This is a genomic window from Achromobacter spanius, from assembly GCF_003994415.1.
GTDB lineage: Bacteria > Pseudomonadota > Gammaproteobacteria > Burkholderiales > Burkholderiaceae_B > Achromobacter > Achromobacter spanius_C.
On record NZ_CP034689.1, the window covers coordinates 2,075,759 to 2,094,664 of the forward strand.

General features: G+C 58.0%; 9 protein-coding genes, 2 tRNA genes and 3 rRNA genes. 9 read left to right on the forward strand and 5 right to left on the reverse strand.

Annotated elements, in window-relative coordinates; genetic code table 11:
- Positions 1 to 51 precede the first annotated feature (51 nt).
- The 3 genes from msbA to ELS24_RS09515 all read left to right on the forward strand — a co-directional run bounded on the left by msbA (position 52) and on the right by ELS24_RS09515 (position 4,054).
- The gene (gene msbA / locus ELS24_RS09505; protein ID WP_050450133.1) at positions 52 to 1,827 is read left to right on the forward strand and encodes a lipid A export permease/ATP-binding protein MsbA; all 1,776 of its coding nucleotides are present in this window, start codon (positions 52 to 54) and stop codon (positions 1,825 to 1,827) included.
- Positions 1,828 to 1,893: 66 nt separating this feature from the next.
- Positions 1,894 to 3,702, forward strand: coding sequence for a monovalent cation:proton antiporter-2 (CPA2) family protein (locus tag ELS24_RS09510; RefSeq protein ID WP_050450134.1), 1,809 nt, complete (start codon positions 1,894 to 1,896; stop codon positions 3,700 to 3,702).
- A 121-nt stretch (positions 3,703 to 3,823) separates the two neighbouring features.
- Positions 3,824 to 4,054, forward strand: coding sequence for a hypothetical protein (locus ELS24_RS09515; RefSeq protein WP_050450137.1), 231 nt, complete (start codon positions 3,824 to 3,826; stop codon positions 4,052 to 4,054).
- A gap of 208 nt (positions 4,055 to 4,262) precedes the next feature.
- Here the strand turns inward: ELS24_RS09515 and ELS24_RS09520 are convergent, their stop codons facing one another.
- Both ELS24_RS09520 and rng read right to left on the reverse strand, forming a co-directional pair.
- Entirely contained in the window at positions 4,263 to 4,964 is a 702-nt protein-coding gene (locus ELS24_RS09520; protein WP_050450135.1) for a DUF3053 domain-containing protein, read from the reverse strand.
- A gap of 187 nt (positions 4,965 to 5,151) precedes the next feature.
- The gene (gene rng / locus ELS24_RS09525) at positions 5,152 to 6,633 is read right to left on the reverse strand and encodes a ribonuclease G (protein WP_127183947.1); all 1,482 of its coding nucleotides are present in this window, start codon (positions 6,631 to 6,633) and stop codon (positions 5,152 to 5,154) included.
- A gap of 1,123 nt (positions 6,634 to 7,756) precedes the next feature.
- Between rng and ELS24_RS09530 the strand changes: the two genes are divergently transcribed.
- From ELS24_RS09530 to rrf, 5 genes are all read left to right on the forward strand, one after another.
- Positions 7,757 to 9,286: ribosomal RNA gene (locus ELS24_RS09530) — 16S ribosomal RNA — on the forward strand.
- Between the two features lie 132 nt (positions 9,287 to 9,418).
- Positions 9,419 to 9,495, forward strand: a tRNA-Ile gene (locus ELS24_RS09535).
- A gap of 22 nt (positions 9,496 to 9,517) precedes the next feature.
- Positions 9,518 to 9,593: transfer RNA gene (locus tag ELS24_RS09540), tRNA-Ala, on the forward strand.
- A gap of 293 nt (positions 9,594 to 9,886) precedes the next feature.
- A 23S ribosomal RNA gene (locus ELS24_RS09545) occupies positions 9,887 to 12,771 on the forward strand.
- A gap of 202 nt (positions 12,772 to 12,973) precedes the next feature.
- A 5S ribosomal RNA gene (rrf, locus tag ELS24_RS09550) occupies positions 12,974 to 13,086 on the forward strand.
- Together the 16S, 23S and 5S rRNA genes with 2 tRNA genes alongside form the textbook arrangement of a ribosomal RNA operon.
- A gap of 161 nt (positions 13,087 to 13,247) precedes the next feature.
- Here the strand turns inward: rrf and ELS24_RS09555 are convergent.
- Positions 13,248 to 14,654, reverse strand: coding sequence for a sigma-54-dependent transcriptional regulator (locus ELS24_RS09555; RefSeq protein WP_127183948.1), 1,407 nt, complete (start codon positions 14,652 to 14,654; stop codon positions 13,248 to 13,250).
- Positions 14,651 to 16,603 (reverse strand): sensor histidine kinase, encoded by a 1,953-nt coding sequence (locus tag ELS24_RS09560; protein WP_127183949.1) that lies wholly within the window; start codon positions 16,601 to 16,603, stop codon positions 14,651 to 14,653. Before ELS24_RS09560 ends, ELS24_RS09555 begins: the two co-directional genes overlap by 4 nt.
- A gap of 294 nt (positions 16,604 to 16,897) precedes the next feature.
- Here ELS24_RS09560 and ELS24_RS09565 point away from each other — a divergent pair, with 294 nt between their 5' ends.
- On the forward strand, positions 16,898 to 18,253 hold the full coding sequence (locus ELS24_RS09565; protein WP_127183950.1) for a dicarboxylate/amino acid:cation symporter: 1,356 nt from the start codon (positions 16,898 to 16,900) through the stop codon (positions 18,251 to 18,253).
- A 2-nt stretch (positions 18,254 to 18,255) separates the two neighbouring features.
- Here ELS24_RS09565 and ELS24_RS09570 read toward each other — a convergent pair whose 3' ends face one another.
- Positions 18,256 to 18,882: a Maf family protein gene (locus tag ELS24_RS09570; protein WP_127183951.1), complete on the reverse strand. Its 627-nt coding sequence runs from the start codon at positions 18,880 to 18,882 to the stop codon at positions 18,256 to 18,258.
- Positions 18,883 to 18,906 lie beyond the last annotated feature (24 nt).

The following is an 18,906-nucleotide window of genomic DNA, read 5'->3' on the forward strand; positions in this document are numbered from 1 at the left end:
CGCGTAGCCGGTACAATCCTGGGCACAATTGTATAAAAGCGAGTGCTCCCTTTGAATTCTGCCGCACGCAACACACCCGCGGATTCCACTCCCGTCAAGTCCGAACTCTGGAACCGGATCTACAGCCGGGTGGGCGCCTATTGGAAGGGCTTGTTGCTGGCCGTCCTGCTGATGGCGGGCGCGGCGGCAACGCAACCCGTCCTGGCCGTCATTATGAAGCCCTTGCTGGACGGTGGCTTTTCGGGGGCCAAACCCTATTATGTCTGGGCCTTGCCGTTGGCGGTGGTCGGCCTGATCCTGCTGCGCGGCATCTGCAACTTCTTCAGCGACTACCTGCTGGCCTGGGTGGCCAACAATGTGCTGCTGGGCATGCGCCGCGACATGTTCGAGCGCCTGCTGGGCTTGCCCGACGAGGACTTCAAGCGCGGCGACACCGGCCGCCTGCTCAACCGCTTCACCATCGACGCCGGCAACGTCACGGGCTACGCCACCGACGTCATCACGGTGCTGGTGCGCGAAACCCTGGTCGTCATCGCCCTGATCTGCGTGTTGCTCTACATGTCGTGGGTGCTGACGCTGATCATCCTGATCATGCTGCCGGTGTCGGTGCTGATTTCCCGCTTTTTCATCAAGCGCCTGCGCCGCATCAACCGCGACACCGTCAACATGAACGCCGAGCTGACCCGCGTGGTCGGCGAAGGCATCGACGGCCAGCGCGTCATCAAGCTGTTCGACGGCTATGAAGTCGAACGCGGTCGCTTCGATTTCGTCAGCCGCCGCCTGCGCCGGTTCGCCATGCGTACCGCCACGGCGGACGCGGCCCTGACGCCGTTGACCCAGGTCTGCATCTCGATTTCGGTGGGCGCGGTTATTGCCGTCGCCCTCAGCCAAGCCAATAACGGCTCGCTGACCGTGGGCAGCTTCGCCTCGTTCATGGCCGCGCTGGCGCAGATTTTCGACCCTATCAAGCGCCTGACCAACGTGGCCGCCCGCATGCAGAAAATGCTGGTGTCCGCCGAAAGCGTCTTCGCGCTGATCGACCAGACGCCTGAAATCGATACCGGCACCAAGGAACTGGCCGAACCCGTGCGCGGCAAGGTGGAGTTCCGCAACGTCAAACATCGCTTTCCCGACGCGGACCGCGATACCGTCAACGACATTTCCTTCACGGTAGAGCCGGGCCAGACGGTCGCCCTTGTGGGCCGATCAGGCAGCGGCAAGACCACGCTGGTCAATATGCTGCCACGCTTTGTGCTGGCCGATAGCGGAACCATTCTGGTGGACGACACGCCAGTCAACGACCTCACGCTGCGCAGCCTGCGTTCGCATTTGTCCCTGGTCAGCCAGGACGTCGTGCTGTTTGACGACACCATCGCGGCCAACGTGGGCTACGGCGCGTTGGGCAAGTCCAGTGAACAAAAGGTGCGCGACGCCCTGGCGGCGGCCAACCTGCTGGAATTCGTGGAAGGCTTGCCGCAAGGCATCAACACCCCGGTGGGCGAGAATGCCGCCCGCCTGTCAGGGGGGCAACGCCAACGGTTGGCGATCGCGCGCGCGCTGATCAAGAACGCGCCCATCCTGATTTTGGACGAAGCTACCTCCGCCCTGGACAACGAGTCCGAGCGCCAGGTGCAGGCCTCGCTGGAACGCCTGATGAAGGGCCGCACCACGCTGGTCATCGCCCACCGCCTGTCCACGGTCCAGAACGCTGACCGCATCATCGTGCTGGACGCTGGCAAGATCGTCGAACAAGGCCCCCACTCCGAGCTGCTGGCGGCCAATGGCCTGTATGCCTCGTTGTACAAAATGCAGTTCCGCGACGACTGATCCAGGACGCTATCGGCTTTTGCCGCATCCAGGGCGCCAGCCCCGCCGTGTAACCAGGAACGCCCTATGGCTCTGCCTATGGAAGGCAATCAACTCGTCAACGTTGTCGTCTTGTTGGGGGCGGCCGTTATTGCCGTGCCCCTGTTCAAGCGCCTGGGCCTGGGCTCGGTGTTGGGCTATCTGGCGGCGGGCCTGGCGATCGGCCCATTCGGCATCGGCTTCTTTTCCGATCCCAAATCCATCCTCCACGTCGCCGAGCTAGGCGTCGTCATGTTCCTCTTCATCATCGGGCTGGAAATGCAGCCCTCGCGCCTGTGGAAGCTGCGGGGTGAAATCTTCGGGCTGGGTCTGGCGCAGGTGGTGGTGTGCGGCGCCTTGTTGACGGTCGTCGGCCTGTTGGCCGGCTTGTCGGGACCCGCGGCTTTCATGGCGGCGATGGGATTCGTGCTGTCGTCCACGGCCATCGTGATGCAGATTCTGGGCGAGCGCGACGAAAGCACCAGCGCGCAGGGCCAGCGGATCGTCTCCATCCTGCTGCTGGAAGACCTGGCCATCGTGCCCTTGCTTGCCCTGGTCGCCTTGCTGGCGCCTGCGGGGAGCGGCGCGGAATCGGGCAATCCGTGGATGCAGTCCGCTATTGCTGTCGGATGCATCCTGGCGTTGCTGGCGGCCGGGCGCTGGTTGCTGAATCCCTTGTTCCGCCTGCTGGCCGCCGCACGCGCCCGCGAGGTCATGACCGCCGCCGCGCTGCTGGTGGTGCTGGGGGCGGCCTTGCTGATGGAACTGGGCGGCCTGTCCATGGCCATGGGGGCGTTCCTGGCTGGCGTGCTGCTGTCCGAGTCCACCTTCCGCCATCAGTTGGAAGCCGAAGTCGAGCCGTTTCGCGGGATATTGCTGGGCCTGTTTTTCCTGGGCGTGGGCATGTCGCTGGACCTGTCGGCAGTGATTCGCGAATGGCCCTTGATCCTGGCGGCCGTGGTGGCGTTCATGCTGGTGAAATCCGTGGGGGTGTATGCGGTGGCGCGCTTGCTGCGAGCCTCGCATGCGGAAGCGGTGACGCGGGCCGCCTTGCTGGCGCAGGGCGGGGAATTTGCCTTTGTGCTTTTTGGCGCGGCAGCCACGGCGGGTATTTTCGACGCGCATACGGGCGCGGTTCTCACTGCCGTCGTCATTATTTCCATGGCGCTCACTCCTTTGTGCGTGCTGTCGCTGCGCTGGCTCTTGCCCAAATCCGAGCAATCGATGGATGGGGTGGATGTCGCCCAAGATCTGGACGGATGCGCCCTGATCGTCGGATTCGGCCGTTTTGGCCAGATCGTCAGTCAGGCGATGCTGGCCCGGGGCTTGACGGTGTCCATCCTGGATACCGATACCGACGCCATTCGGGCGGCCGCCAAATGGGGCGTGAAGGTGTACTACGGCGACGGCACTCGCATCGACATGCTTCGCACGGCTGGCGCCGAACATGCTTGCGCCATCCTGATTTGTATCGACAACCCCCAGGCCGTGAATCACATGGTCAAGCTGATCAAGTCTGAATTCCCGCTGGTCCGGGTGGTTGTGCGGGCCTATGACCGGATCCACTCGCTGGCACTCGCCAAGGAAGGGGTCGATTATCAAATACGCGAAACCTTGGAGTCCGCTCTGTTGTTCGGCGGGGCTGCGCTGCGCGCCATTGGTGTGCCGGCGGACGAGGCCGACGAGGTGGTGGAGGATGTGCGCAGGCGCGACGCCGAGCGTTTCGACCTGGAAGTCGCCGGTGGGCTGTTTGCCGGCCGATCGCTCATGTACGGCAATATGACGGGCCCGGCCGACGGTAAAAATGACAAACCCGATCGCGAGACTGCTCCAGTCGATCCGACCCCGCTCGTGTAACGCTGTATATCTCTATTTTTTCATTACTTTACGTATCATTTCACGCGCGGAATCAACGGACTGCGGTAGATTGGATCGCACTGACCCTTCGTCCATGAAGGGCTTTTGCCAGGGGGCTGCCATGCTGCATTCCGACCGGAGTTTCACGACGCCGCACGCTGTAGGCGTTGAGCTTGCCCGACGCCAGGCTGTGGCGTTGCGCTGTGGTTTTTCCGCTGACGTCATGCGTCAGTTGCTGTCTCAGGCTGGCAGCGCCGCGCCTGCCTGGGCAATCAATGCTCAGCGGGAAACGGACAAGGTCCGCGGGGTGCGGGCCTTTCCTTTCCGCATCGGCGCCACGGCAGCCCCTTAGCTGCCTGCCCGCCTTGCCGAGCCGGCGCGCCCGGCATGCCAACAGACCGTCTACGCTTTGAATTCCCGGTATCTTCCCGAGCACGCGCGCTACCTTGCGCTGCGGCAAAAGGCGAGCCGTCCGCGCGACCTGGCGGGCCAAGCAGCCCGGCCGCAACCAGGTCGCCGCGGCTTGAAGGGGCTGATGGGGGGCTGTTGGAGCTGATGGCCTATCGGCCCAGCATCAAGGCTTGTATGCGCGTCTGCGCCTGCTGCAAATTTTTGGCCTGATCATTCAGTGCTTGCAGCAGTTGATTCAGTTCGGCCTGCACCGCGGGATCTTGCACCCGAACGATCGCACCCGAGATCTCAATCTGCGTCTTGTTGGCCTCGACGTAGTCCCCGATCTTCAGAGCGCTTTCAAAAGTGGCATTCAATTCGGGTAGCACGTCGCGGAAGGTGTCGGCGGGCAGGCTCACGGTCTTTTCATAAGCCTTGTCGTATACCGCCTTCAGGTCTTCGGGCTGCTTGAGCTGCGCGTGCGCGGCGTCCGCCTTGGCTTGTTGTTCTTTCAAGGCCGCGCCCATTTCATTCAGCGACTGTTGAGCGGTCTTCAGGTCCTCGCGGCGCGTCACGATGTCGTTCAGCGAACGCACGGTGCCTTTTTGCGCGATACCCGCCAAGGGCTTGATCGATGCATCCATGCCGGCGTTGAAGTCGGTAATCACGGCGTAGTGCGACGCATAATCGCCAAAGGATTTCTTTTCATCATCCGTCAGCTTCGGCACGCGCACGCCGGGCTTGTCGACGATGCGGGTCTGCAAGTACTGCGTGAACGCGGCACGTTGCTCGGGCTCCTTGTCGCCGCAAGCGGCCAGCACCAGCGGCAGCGCCGCAACCAGCAGCAAAAACGGACGAAATAGGGACTTCATTGCATTGACCTCCGAAAGCATGAAAAAGGCGCTTGTACAGGGTTTACCCTGGAAGCGCCCGCGAGCTTATCGGCTATGTTTTTGCAATGCCATTCGTTTCAAACTTGTTTTCAAACGAATCGTTAAGACACACAATCCGCGCACAATGAAGTGAATGTTCGCGGGTTATCTGTTAAAAGCGCGCGTATTAAACGAGGATTATGTCGTATTTCTCTTGCGAATAGGTGCTTTCGACTTCCAACGACACGCGCTTGCCCACAAAATCGCCCAGCATGGCCAGGTGTTGGCTTTCCTCTTCCAGAAATAAATCCACCACGTCTTGCGAGGCCAGGATGCGGAATTCCTTCGGATTGAATTGCCGCGCCTCGCGCAGAATTTCGCGCAGAATCTCATAGCACACGGTGCGCGGCGTGCGCACATTGCCACGTGATTCGCACATGGGGCAGGGCTCGCACAGTTGGTGGGCAAGCGAATCGCGCGTGCGTTTGCGCGTCATTTCCACCAAACCCAGTTGCGTGAAGCCATTGACCGTCATACGCGTGCGGTCACGCGACAACGCCTTCTTGAGTTCTGCCAGCACGGTGTCGCGGTGTTCCTGCTCTTCCATGTCAATGAAGTCAAGGATCACGATGCCGCCCAGGTTGCGCAGGCGCAGTTGTCGCGCAATGGCCTGTGCCGCTTCCAGGTTGGTCTTGAATATGGTGTCGTCGAAATTGCGGCCGCCCACGAAGCCGCCGGTGTTCACGTCCACCGTGGTCAAGGCTTCGGTTTGGTCGATGATCAGGTAGCCGCCCGATTTCAGGTCCACCCGGCGCGATAAGGCGCGGGCGATCTCGTCGTCCACGTTAGCCGTGTCAAACAGGGGGCGCTCGCCGCTGTAATGCTGGATGCGGTCCATCACGGATGGCGTGTAGGTCCGCGCCCATTCCAGCATCGCCGCGCTTGTCGTACGCGAATCCACCAGAATCGACCCGGTGTGAGGGCCCACCATGTCGCGCAAGACTCGTTGCGCGAGCGTCAAATCCTGATGCAGAAGGGCAGGCGCTGGCTGGGTGCGCGCAGCAGCCTGGACACTGGTCCACAGCTTGCGCAGGTACTCCAGGTCTGCGGTCAACTCTTCATCGTTGGCGCCTTCAGCCTGGGTTCGTACGATGAAGCCGCCTTTTTCTTCAGGCGGCATCAGCGCCTGCAGCCGTTCACGCAACTGGATCCGTTCGGATTCCGCGTCGATTTTCTGCGAAATGCCGATGTGCGGGTCGTGCGGCAGATAAACCAGCATGCGGCCGGCCATGCTGATCTGCGTCGACAGTCGCGCGCCCTTGGTGCCCAGGGGATCCTTGACCACCTGCACCATTAGGGTCTGTCCCTCGAAAAGCAGCTTTTCGATCGGCGTGGGCGTCAGTCCCTGGCTGCGTTCGCCCCGATTTTCACGCAGATCCGCAATATGGATGAATGCGGCACGCTCCAGGCCGATATCTATGAAGGCGCTTTGCATGCCCGGCAGCACTCGCACCACTCGCCCTAGATAGATATTGCCAACATGGCCCCGCTGGATGCTGCGTTCCACGTGCAGTTCCTGTACTGATCCCTGTTCCACCAGCGCGACGCGGGTTTCAAATGGGGTCACATTGATCAGGATGTCTTCGCTCTGGGCGATGGCTGGGGGCATAGCGTGCTCGTCTCCAAGTAGGTGCGGCGTACAGGCGAATAGTAAACGTACCCTAACGCTAGGCAAGTCCGATGGCACGACAGGGTCTACCCATATATGTCCAGCTATATATATAGATAGGTTCCGAAGTGGAAGGCCGGAGCGCGGTGGCGGTATCGTGCCTCTTTAGGTTTCTCTCAACTTTCTTGCCAGCCAGGCAGGGCTGTCTAAAAACTTGTGCTATAGTCTCGCTCCTTCGCAGTTCAGGCAGTTTTTGAACCGCGAAGCCAGGAGTAGCGCAACAGGCCAACCAGCAGGCGATCCGCAAGGAAAGCTACCCGGCCTGCCGCAAAGCCACCAGTAGATAGATGTCTGGCAGCCAAGCGGTAATTGCAAGTATTGCAGCAAATCAGGCAAAAGCCAGTTGCGCAAATTGCAAAAATCGTGCTAAAGTCTTGGGCTTGGCTGGTGATGGCGATTCAGGGTTTACCCGGATCAATATTGCAAGCCACCTGAAGTGATGACCGACCTCTGGTTTCCAGAGCCAAAGCAAAGCGGAAGCGAGCGGCGGGGTTGCAAGATGGGATGCAAATTAGGCAAGAGCCGGTTGCATAATCTGCAAAAGTCATGTTATAGTTTCAGGCTTGGCAGTTGCCGAAAACTTAGGGTTAACCCGGATGGGTGTTCTGATGTTTCGATAACTGCTAAGAGAGGGTGATCTGAAGAGGTCGCAAGCAAGAAAGCGGTGGCGCGAAAGCGAACGAAGCTGACTTGACAAGCGATAAAAACTTCTTCATAATCTCGCCTCTCTGCTGCTGAAAACAGCGAGCAACGCAAGGCGAAAGCCGCAGCGAAGCTGGCGAGTTTGGTAGGTGGCAGCAAGCAGTTGGTAGTACAGAATTTAGCAGTACCGCTCTTTAACAATTAAACAACCGATAAGTGTGGGCGCTTGATGCGATGCACTGTGATTCAGGTCTGGGGTCAAACCTTGGCTTGCTTCACAAGCACAATGAAATCAAGTGCTCACTAGAAGTGAAGTACCTTAGACGTCAAGTTTAAGAACATACCTCACTTCCTTTGAGTAGCGACGTATGACCTGGTTCGGATTTATTCGGACCAAGAATACGAAACAAATACAGAGATTAAACTGAAGAGTTTGATCCTGGCTCAGATTGAACGCTAGCGGGATGCCTTACACATGCAAGTCGAACGGCAGCACGGACTTCGGTCTGGTGGCGAGTGGCGAACGGGTGAGTAATGTATCGGAACGTGCCTAGTAGCGGGGGATAACTACGCGAAAGCGTAGCTAATACCGCATACGCCCTACGGGGGAAAGCAGGGGATCGCAAGACCTTGCACTATTAGAGCGGCCGATATCGGATTAGCTAGTTGGTGGGGTAACGGCTCACCAAGGCGACGATCCGTAGCTGGTTTGAGAGGACGACCAGCCACACTGGGACTGAGACACGGCCCAGACTCCTACGGGAGGCAGCAGTGGGGAATTTTGGACAATGGGGGAAACCCTGATCCAGCCATCCCGCGTGTGCGATGAAGGCCTTCGGGTTGTAAAGCACTTTTGGCAGGAAAGAAACGTCATGGGCTAATACCCCGTGAAACTGACGGTACCTGCAGAATAAGCACCGGCTAACTACGTGCCAGCAGCCGCGGTAATACGTAGGGTGCAAGCGTTAATCGGAATTACTGGGCGTAAAGCGTGCGCAGGCGGTTCGGAAAGAAAGATGTGAAATCCCAGAGCTTAACTTTGGAACTGCATTTTTAACTACCGAGCTAGAGTGTGTCAGAGGGAGGTGGAATTCCGCGTGTAGCAGTGAAATGCGTAGATATGCGGAGGAACACCGATGGCGAAGGCAGCCTCCTGGGATAACACTGACGCTCATGCACGAAAGCGTGGGGAGCAAACAGGATTAGATACCCTGGTAGTCCACGCCCTAAACGATGTCAACTAGCTGTTGGGGCCTTCGGGCCTTGGTAGCGCAGCTAACGCGTGAAGTTGACCGCCTGGGGAGTACGGTCGCAAGATTAAAACTCAAAGGAATTGACGGGGACCCGCACAAGCGGTGGATGATGTGGATTAATTCGATGCAACGCGAAAAACCTTACCTACCCTTGACATGTCTGGAATTCCGAAGAGATTTGGAAGTGCTCGCAAGAGAACCGGAACACAGGTGCTGCATGGCTGTCGTCAGCTCGTGTCGTGAGATGTTGGGTTAAGTCCCGCAACGAGCGCAACCCTTGTCATTAGTTGCTACGAAAGGGCACTCTAATGAGACTGCCGGTGACAAACCGGAGGAAGGTGGGGATGACGTCAAGTCCTCATGGCCCTTATGGGTAGGGCTTCACACGTCATACAATGGTCGGGACAGAGGGTCGCCAACCCGCGAGGGGAGCCAATCCCAGAAACCCGATCGTAGTCCGGATCGCAGTCTGCAACTCGACTGCGTGAAGTCGGAATCGCTAGTAATCGCGGATCAGCATGTCGCGGTGAATACGTTCCCGGGTCTTGTACACACCGCCCGTCACACCATGGGAGTGGGTTTTACCAGAAGTAGTTAGCCTAACCGTAAGGGGGGCGATTACCACGGTAGGATTCATGACTGGGGTGAAGTCGTAACAAGGTAGCCGTATCGGAAGGTGCGGCTGGATCACCTCCTTTCAGAGCTTAAGTGCTCGTGTTAAGCGTCCACTCTTATCGGTTGTTTGATATAGCTGGGATCAGTTGTAGGCTTGGGTCGAGGGATTCTTCCCTGGGTCTTCAGCTACCTGACTACTGATCCGAGAAGGTTTTGGGTCTGTAGCTCAGTTGGTTAGAGCACCGTCTTGATAAGGCGGGGGTCGTTGGTTCGAATCCAACCAGACCCACCAAGTATTCTGCGATGCAGGATATGGGGGTGTAGCTCAGCTGGGAGAGCGCCTGCTTTGCAAGCAGGATGTCATCGGTTCGATCCCGTTCACCTCCACCATTGATTCTCATAATCGCCCTGGTGGTGATGTAGAGGCTAACTCATAGCGCTGTTGTCAGTGTTATGAGTTAGGTTTTACCTAACAGCTATATTCGTTCTTTAACAATCTGGAAGAAGCACAACGAAATGTACTTATTAAGTACTCGGCGCAAGCCGAAGAAGATAAGTACGGGTTGTGATTGCATTATTTTGTTCCAAGTTCTCAAGACTGAGGTGAATAACCTCAGACTGCTTTGAAACTTATGAACGGCACAAACGCTAATACTCAGGTCCTATAGCCTACAGCGTTATAGGATCAAGCGACTAAGTGCATATGGTGGATGCCTTGGCGATCACAGGCGATGAAGGACGTAGTAGCCTGCGAAAAGCTACGGGGAGCTGGCAAACAAGCTTTGATCCGTAGATATCCGAATGGGGAAACCCACCGCAGCAATGCGGTATCCCTAGCTGAATACATAGGCTAGTGGAAGCGAACCGGGTGAACTGAAACATCTCAGTAGCTCGAGGAAAAGAAATCAACCGAGATTCCGAAAGTAGTGGCGAGCGAAATCGGAAGAGCCTTTACGTTTTAGCATGCAAGATAGTCGAACGGAATGGAAAGTCCGGCCGTAGCAGGTGATAGCCCTGTAGATGAAATCTTGTGTGTGGAACTAAGCGTAAGACAAGTAGGGCGGGACACGTGAAATCCTGTTTGAAGATGGGGGGACCATCCTCCAAGGCTAAATACTCGTGATCGACCGATAGTGAACCAGTACCGTGAGGGAAAGGCGAAAAGAACCCCGGAAGGGGAGTGAAATAGATCCTGAAACCGTATGCATACAAACAGTAGGAGCCTCCTTGTGGGGTGACTGCGTACCTTTTGTATAATGGGTCAGCGACTTACATTCAGTGGCAAGGTTAACCGAATAGGGAAGCCGTAGCGAAAGCGAGTCCGAATAGGGCGATTCAGTCGCTGGGTGTAGACCCGAAACCAGATGATCTATCCATGGCCAGGTTGAAGGCACGGTAACACGTGCTGGAGGACCGAACCCACTAATGTTGAAAAATTAGGGGATGAGCTGTGGATAGGGGTGAAAGGCTAAACAAATCTGGAAATAGCTGGTTCTCTCCGAAAACTATTTAGGTAGTGCCTCAAGTATTACTGCGGGGGGTAGAGCACTGTTATAGCTAGGGGGTCATGGCGACTTACCAAACTATGGCAAACTCCGAATACCCGCAAGTACAGCTTGGGAGACAGAGCACCGGGTGCTAACGTCCGGACTCAAGAGGGAAACAACCCAGACCGCCAGCTAAGGTCCCGAATTATCGCTAAGTGGGAAACGAAGTGGGAAGGCATAGACAGTCAGGAGGTTGGCTTAGAAGCAGCCATCCTTTAAAGAAAGCGTAATAGCTCACTGATCGAGTCGTCCTGCGCGGAAGATGTAACGGGGCTAAGCGATAAACCGAAGCTGCGGGTGTGCACTTTTAGTGCACGCGGTAGGAGAGCGTTCTGTAAGCCTGCGAAGGTGGCTTGTAAAGGCTGCTGGAGGTATCAGAAGTGCGAATGCTGACATGAGTAGCGATAAAGGGGGTGAAAAGCCCCCTCGCCGTAAGTCCAAGGTTTCCTGCGCAACGTTCATCGGCGCAGGGTGAGTCGGCCCCTAAGGCGAGGCAGAGATGCGTAGCTGATGGGAAACTGGTTAATATTCCAGTACCGTCGTACAGTGCGATGGGGGGACGGATCGCGGAAGATCATCAGGGTGTTGGATGTCCCTGTTGCTGTATCGAAGATGGCGCTTAGGCAAATCCGGGCGCGTAAATCAAGGGTATGGCACGAGCGAGCATTGCTTGCGAAGTGATTGGAAGTGGTTCCAAGAAAAGCCTCTAAGCTTCAGCTGTGCGAGACCGTACCGCAAACCGACACAGGTGGACGGGATGAATATTCCAAGGCGCTTGAGAGAACTCAGGAGAAGGAACTCGGCAAATTGATACCGTAACTTCGGGAGAAGGTATACCCCGGTAGTGTGAAGCGCCTGCGCGCTTAGCATGATGGGGTCGCAGAGAATCGGTGGCTGCGACTGTTTATTAAAAACACAGCACTCTGCAAAGACGAAAGTCGACGTATAGGGTGTGACGCCTGCCCGGTGCCGGAAGGTTAAGTGATGGGGTGCAAGCTCTTGATCGAAGCCCCGGTAAACGGCGGCCGTAACTATAACGGTCCTAAGGTAGCGAAATTCCTTGTCGGGTAAGTTCCGACCTGCACGAATGGCGTAACGATGGCCACACTGTCTCCTCCTGAGACTCAGCGAAGTTGAAGTGTTTGTGATGATGCAATCTACCCGCGGCTAGACGGAAAGACCCCATGAACCTTTACTGTAGCTTTGCATTGATCTGTGAACCGGCCTGTGTAGGATAGGTGGGAGGCTTTGAAGCGTGGTCGCTAGATCACGTGGAGCCATCCTTGAAATACCACCCTGGTTTGTTTGCGGTTCTAACCTTGGTCCGTTATCCGGATCGGGGACAGTGCATGGTGGGCAGTTTGACTGGGGCGGTCTCCTCCCAAAGTGTAACGGAGGAGTTCGAAGGTACGCTAGGTACGGTCGGAAATCGTGCTGATAGTGCAATGGCATAAGCGTGCTTGACTGTGAGACTGACAAGTCGAACAGGTGCGAAAGCAGGACATAGTGATCCGGTGGTTCTGAATGGAAGGGCCATCGCTCAACGGATAAAAGGTACTCTGGGGATAACAGGCTGATACCGCCCAAGAGTTCATATCGACGGCGGTGTTTGGCACCTCGATGTCGGCTCATCTCATCCTGGGGCTGTAGCCGGTCCCAAGGGTATGGCTGTTCGCCATTTAAAGAGGTACGTGAGCTGGGTTTAAAACGTCGTGAGACAGTTTGGTCCCTATCTGCCGTGGGCGTTGGATACTTGACGGAGCCTGCTCCTAGTACGAGAGGACCGGAGTGGACGTACCTCTGGTGTACCGGTTGTCATGCCAATGGCATTGCCGGGTAGCTAAGTACGGAAGAGATAACCGCTGAAGGCATCTAAGCGGGAAACTCGTCTGAAGATTAGGTATCCCGGGGACTTGATCCCCCTAAAGAGTCGTTCGAGACCAGGACGTTGATAGGTCGGGTGTGGAAGCGCAGTAATGCGTTAAGCTAACCGATACTAATTGCTCGTGAGGCTTGATCCTATAACACTGATGGTTATGACCTGGTGATATAGCGTTCCAAGTGTCGTTCAATACAAAATCTGGCTGCACCGTCGGCAGCCAGCCAACACCAATTACACCCCCCTTGTGCGTGATCATCGAGCTTGTCTCTGGTCACCCACACGTTGTGTTTCTTCCAAGATTGGAGCCGTTGCGCTAACCCGCAGCCGCTCAACCCGTTACGCCTGACGACCATAGCAAGGTGGTACCACTCCTTCCCATCCCGAACAGGACAGTGAAACGCCTTCGCGCCGATGATAGTGGACGGACGTCTGTGAAAGTAGGTCATCGTCAGGCTTTTATTGCGCAAAACCCCACAGGTGATCCTGTGGGGTTTTGTTTTTTTGGGTTATGTTTTTGTGTCTTGCCAGTAGATTTTATCTTTGCAGCACTGATGCATTGAAAACGCCTCGCGGCTGATGCCGCGAGGCGTTTTTGTTTGATGCGCCGCCGTTTTATTATGGGTTCGTCAGATATTGCTGACGGTCGATGCTGTGGCGCTGGAGTTTGTCGTAAAAGGTCTTGCGTGGAATGCCCAAGGTATCCAGTGTGGCTTTTACATCGCCTCGGTTGGCGATGAGCGCATCGCGGATCAGTTGTGCTTCCACGATTTCCATGCGTTCTGGCAGGCTGAGAACCTCATGCGCTTGAGGCGTTGGACCGGACTCTGGCAGGTTTAGCACGCCAAGCACGACGCGTTCGGCAAAATGAGCGAGTTCGCGCACATTGCCCGGCCAGTCGTGAGTCATGACGTATTGTTTAACCGCGGCGGGCATCTCTGGAATGTCGCGATGAAATCGGCGCGATGCATGGCCAAGATAATGAGCAAACAACAAGGGGATATCATCCCGGCGCTCGCGTAGGGGCGGGATGCGGATTGTCACCACATTGAGCCGGTAGAACAGGTCTTCACGGAACTTGGCACGGATGGCCGCACTACCCAGATCTTCTTTGGTAGCGGCCACGACCCGCAGGTCCAGATTACGTACTTCGTTGCTGCCCAATGGAGTGATCTGACGAGATTCGAGCACGCGCAGCAATTTCACCTGCACCGCGAGCGGCATGCTTTCGATTTCGTCCAGGAACAAGGTTCCTCCGCTGGCATGTTCGATCCGGCCGACACGCTTTTTGTGTGCGCCGGTAAATGCCCCGGCTTCGTGCCCGAAGAGCTCGCTTTCGATTACGCTTTCCGGCAACGCGCCGCAGTTGATCGCGACCAACTCACGATGGCGACGGAGGCTGAGTCGATGCAGCGCTGTTGCCACGACTTCCTTGCCTGTGCCCGTTTCGCCCTCGACCAGCACATCGACATTCGCATCCGCAATGTGGCGGAGCGTTTCCTTGATGCGCTGCATGGCGGGCGTGGTGCCGATAAAAGGTACTTCATCGGCTTGCACCGCGAACGCCGCTTCGCGAAGACGACGGTTTTCCAGCACCAGACGACGCTTTTCTGCAGCGTGCAAGATGGCGGTGGTAAGTCGGTCGGCGGCATAGGGCTTGGCCAGAAAATCATAGGCGCCCTCGCGCATGCATTGCACTGCCGTAGCGATATCGCCATGGCCCGTGATAAGGATGACCGGCAGTTCCGGGTCAATACCACGCAGACGCTTGAACAGTTGCAAGCCGTCGATGTCCGGCATGCGGATGTCGGTTACGACCACGCCGTCGAAGTCGCGGTGCAAGGCCGGAAGCGCAGAGCGTGCGGTTTCGTATGCGTCTACGGCCATACCGTGCAGCTTCAGGGTTTGAACGTTTGCGCGGCGCAGCTCGTCATCGTCGTCGATGAAGACGACATGGGGCGCTACGGGGTCGCGATCGTCATGCGCTGGAGCCGCATGTGGAAAAGTGTCAGGGTTCTGGATCATGTCGAGAGGGCAGAGCGGGCGTGGCCGGTATCTGCCTTGCGTAACGTAAGGATGAACATGGCGCCTTTCTGGGCACCGACCGAGGCTGGAAAATCGGGTTCACCGGCTTGGCCCGCGCGCAGGTCGCCACCGAATTCGGCGACGATGTCACGGCAAATGACCAAGCCCAGGCCCAGCCCTTCCGGCTTCGTCGTATAAAAGGGCGTGAATAGCCGTGCCCTGGCGTCGTCCGACAACCCCGGGCCGTTGTCGCTAACCTGAAGCTCTACCGTGGCGCCCAGGTCTTGCAGGGTGACAATGACCTGGCCATCTGGAATGTCTTCCAACGCTTCCATTGCGTTTTGCAGCAAGTTGACCAAGACCTGCTCCAAGCGGATACGGTCGGCTCGGACAAGCACATCCTGGTCGGCAGACGGCCGCACAAGCGCAACGCCTTGCCGGCGCGCGCGCGGGCCGATCAACAACAGTGCGCCGTCCAACGCCTCTGTCAGACTGGTTGGGCCTACCGACCTGCCGGCTTTGCGTGAGAACGCGCGCAATTCGCCTGTGATATGGCCAATGCGTTCGGTCAGTGCGGCGATGATGCCCAGATTCTCTTTTGCGGCCTGCGCGTCACTGCGGCGCAGAAATTCCGTGGCATTGTCTGCGTAAGCCCGAATCGCCGCGACGGGTTGGTTGATTTCATGAGCCACCCCCGCGGCAACCTGGCCCAGCAACGCAAGCTTGCTGGCTTGCACCAGTTCGTCCTGCATCGTATGCAGGCGAGCCTCGGTACGTTGGCGTTCATCCATTTCGTCCATCAGTTGTTCATTGACCTCGCGCAATTGGCCTGTGCGTTCGTTCACCAACGCCGCCAATTGCGCCTGGATGGCGGCTTGCTGCCCGGCCTTTTCGCGATTTCGATGACGCCGATACAGCACAATGCCGATGGCCGCGGCCAACAGGCTCTGCACCAACAAGGCCGCCAACTGGGCATTGGCAGTGGCTTGGTTCACGGCCGTTTGCACGGGTGACAGCAAATGCAAGGTCCAGCCCGGAGTTTCCGCAACAGGCAAGGTGGTGTGCAGCAGCGGCGCACCTTTGGGAATCTGTGGCAAGGCGCTGTCGGCACGCACCAACTGACCATTGCCGACCGGCGACAAACGTGGCGTTACGGGCAACGGTTCAAAGCGTGCGTCGCCAAACTGAAGGCTGGTGCGCAGCGCTTGTGCCAAGTCAGTCGCCAGCGGCGCCAAGACGTCGAAGCGCCAATCGGAGACACTGCCCAGCAGTACGACGCCATGCTCATCGGTAACGAAGATGGGCGCGGCGGATTGCCGCCAATCAGCCTCTAGGCCACGAAAATCCACCTTCAATACGATCACACCCAACATGGCGCCGTTGGCGTCGTCCACACGGCGAGACAGATAAAGGCCGGCTTCGTGGCTGACGGTGCCCAAGGCGAAGTGCTCCGCATAGCCATTGGCGACGGCGCGTTGGAAGTAGGGGCGAAATTGATAGTCCACGCCGGCGAACGTGGCCGGTTCACGCCAATTGCTGGCGGCGATTGCCAAGCCGGTTTTGTCCAGTAGATAAATGGCGGAGGCACCGACGCCACGCGCCAGTGTGTCGAATTTGTCGTCCAGCGATTCTATTTGGGCAGCCGAGGCGCCCTGTAGCGCTGCGCGCACGTCGACGTCTCGCGTCAAGACGAAGGGCAAGGCACGGAATTTGTCGAGGTTGTTGCGTAGCAGCGCGGCGTTGATCTGGCCCGCGTTGCGGGCCAGGGCGGTGGCGCTCTTGATCGCGTTGTCACGCGCCCATTGCGTGGCCACATGCAAGGTGCCGACGACGACGGCGGCTGCTATCAGAATACCCAGCCCTCGCACGCGCCACGATGCAGGCGCAAGTTCCACGGTGGGTGGGGAAGACGATGCGTCTGAGGGGGAGGGGGGAGAATATTTGGACATTTTGTGCGGTTTTCCGCACATTCTAGCCTTCTTTTGTGTGGATATCCGCCAGGCTAATGTCAGTCGGGTGCGGCATAAGAAATGAAAACCTAGCCTTATCAATGAGTTGTGGCGGGTGCCTGGCATTTCGCTGGCCTGGCACAGGTCTTGCATATGTACCCACAAGCCGAGCGACAACCGCGCCCGGTGATATTGGCGTGCGCCCACAACGCAACGCCATAAAACAGAAAACGCCCCGTCGCCGCTGCGCTCAAACCGCGCGGGGGCAAGGGGCATTGGTGGGGACAAAACCCGATGATCGACGTGGATCAAAGCGCACCCGTGCGCAAGCTGAAGTTCTATCAAATCCTGTATGTGCAGGTGATTTTCGCCATCGTGATTGGGGTGCTGCTGGGCACGTTCAAGCCTGAACTCGGCCAGCAGATGCAGCCGTTGGGCGATGCCTTCATCAAGCTGGTGAAGATGATCATCGCACCCGTGATCTTCCTGACCGTCGCGTCGGGTATCGCCGGCATGAGCGACTTGAAAAAAGTCGGGCGCGTGGCCGGCAAGGCGATGCTGTATTTCCTGACTTTCTCGACACTAGCCCTGATTGTGGGCATGGTCGTCAGCCATGTCGTGCAGCCGGGCGCGGGTATGCATATCGACCCCAGCACCCTGGACCAGAAAGCCGTGGCCAGTTTCGTGGCCAAGGCGCACGACTCGACCATCACCGGCTTCCTGATGAACATCATCCCCACGACGATCTTCAGCCCGTTCGTGGGCGGAGATATTCTGCAGGTGCTATTCGTGGCGGTTCTGTTTGGTATCGCGCTGGCCATGGTGGGCGAGCGCGGCAAGCCAATTCTGAGCTTCATGACGGCGCTGGCCCAGCCCATCTTCAAGCTGGTGGCGATTCTGATGAAGGCGGCTCCCATTGGCGCGTTCGGCGCGATGGCGTTCACCATCGGCAAGTACGGCATCAAGTCAGTTGTGAACCTGGCCATGCTGGTGGGCACCTTCTACGCCACGTCGGTGCTGTTCGTGGTGTTGGTGCTGGGTCTGGTCGCTCGTTACAACGGTTTTTCGATCCTGAAATTGGTGCGCTACATCCGCGAAGAATTGTTGTTGGTGTTGGGCACGAGTTCATCGGAAGCCGCTTTGCCCACCTTGATGCAGAAGATGGAACGCGCGGGGTGTTCGAAGTCGGTAGTCGGCTTGGTGGTGCCCACGGGATACTCGTTCAACCTGGACGGCACCAATATCTATATGACGATGGCCGCGCTGTTCATCGCGCAGGCTTGCGACATTCCCTTGTCGCTGGGCGATCAGATCCTGCTGCTGGCCGTGGCGATGCTCAGCTCCAAGGGCGCGGCGGGCGTCACGGGGGCCGGTTTCATTACCCTGGCCGCCACCTTGTCGGTGGTGCCGTCCGTGCCCATAGCGGGGATGACGCTGATTCTGGGCGTGGATCGCTTCATGTCGGAATGCCGCGCCTTGACCAACTTGGTCGGCAATGCGACTGCCGCGGTCGTGGTGGCGCGTTGGGAAGGAGAGCTGGATCAGGAGCAACTGCACGCCGCGCTGGAGGGGCAGTTGGCGCCTGTGGTGCCGGCTTCTGAAGCGCCGGCGCACGACACGCCGCCCGTCTTGGGCCACACGCCCGTTTAAGTTCAGGGTATCTGGATACCTGCCGCTCGCAGCAGATTCGACGTTTCGAATAGTGGCAGGCCCATTACGCCGGTATAGCTGCCGGCAATGCGCGAAATGAAAGTACCGGCCAAGCCCTGGATGCCATAGGCGCCGGCCTTGCCGAAGGGCTCGCCGCTATCGCAGTAGCGGCTGATTTCGTCGTCGCTCAAGTCGCGCATGTGCACATCGGTGACGGATACGGCTTCCAGTAGTTGACCGCCGGTCCAGACTGCGACGGCGGTACGGACTTCATGCGCGTGTCCGGACAAGGCACGCAAGATTCGCACAGCATCCGCGCGGTCGGCGGGCTTGCCTAGCACGACGCCATTCAGAATGACGGTGGTATCGGCGGCCAACAGGGGCAGATCAGACAGGTTGTTGGCGCGCATCCAGTCGCGGCCTCGCAGTGCCTTGTCGCGGGCAGTGCGTTGAACGTAGTCCGCGGCGCTTTCGCCTTCGTGCTGGGGCTCGTCTTCGCCGGGAGGCGCCGGCACCAGCAGGACGGTGTGCGCAAGGCCGATCTGGGTCAGCAGTTCACGCCGCCTTGGGCTGGCCGAGGCCAGATAGAGGCGGGCGGGGGCAGAGTCAGGGGCGGCAGTGTGAGGCATGCGGAATCGAGTGGGGCGCCGCCC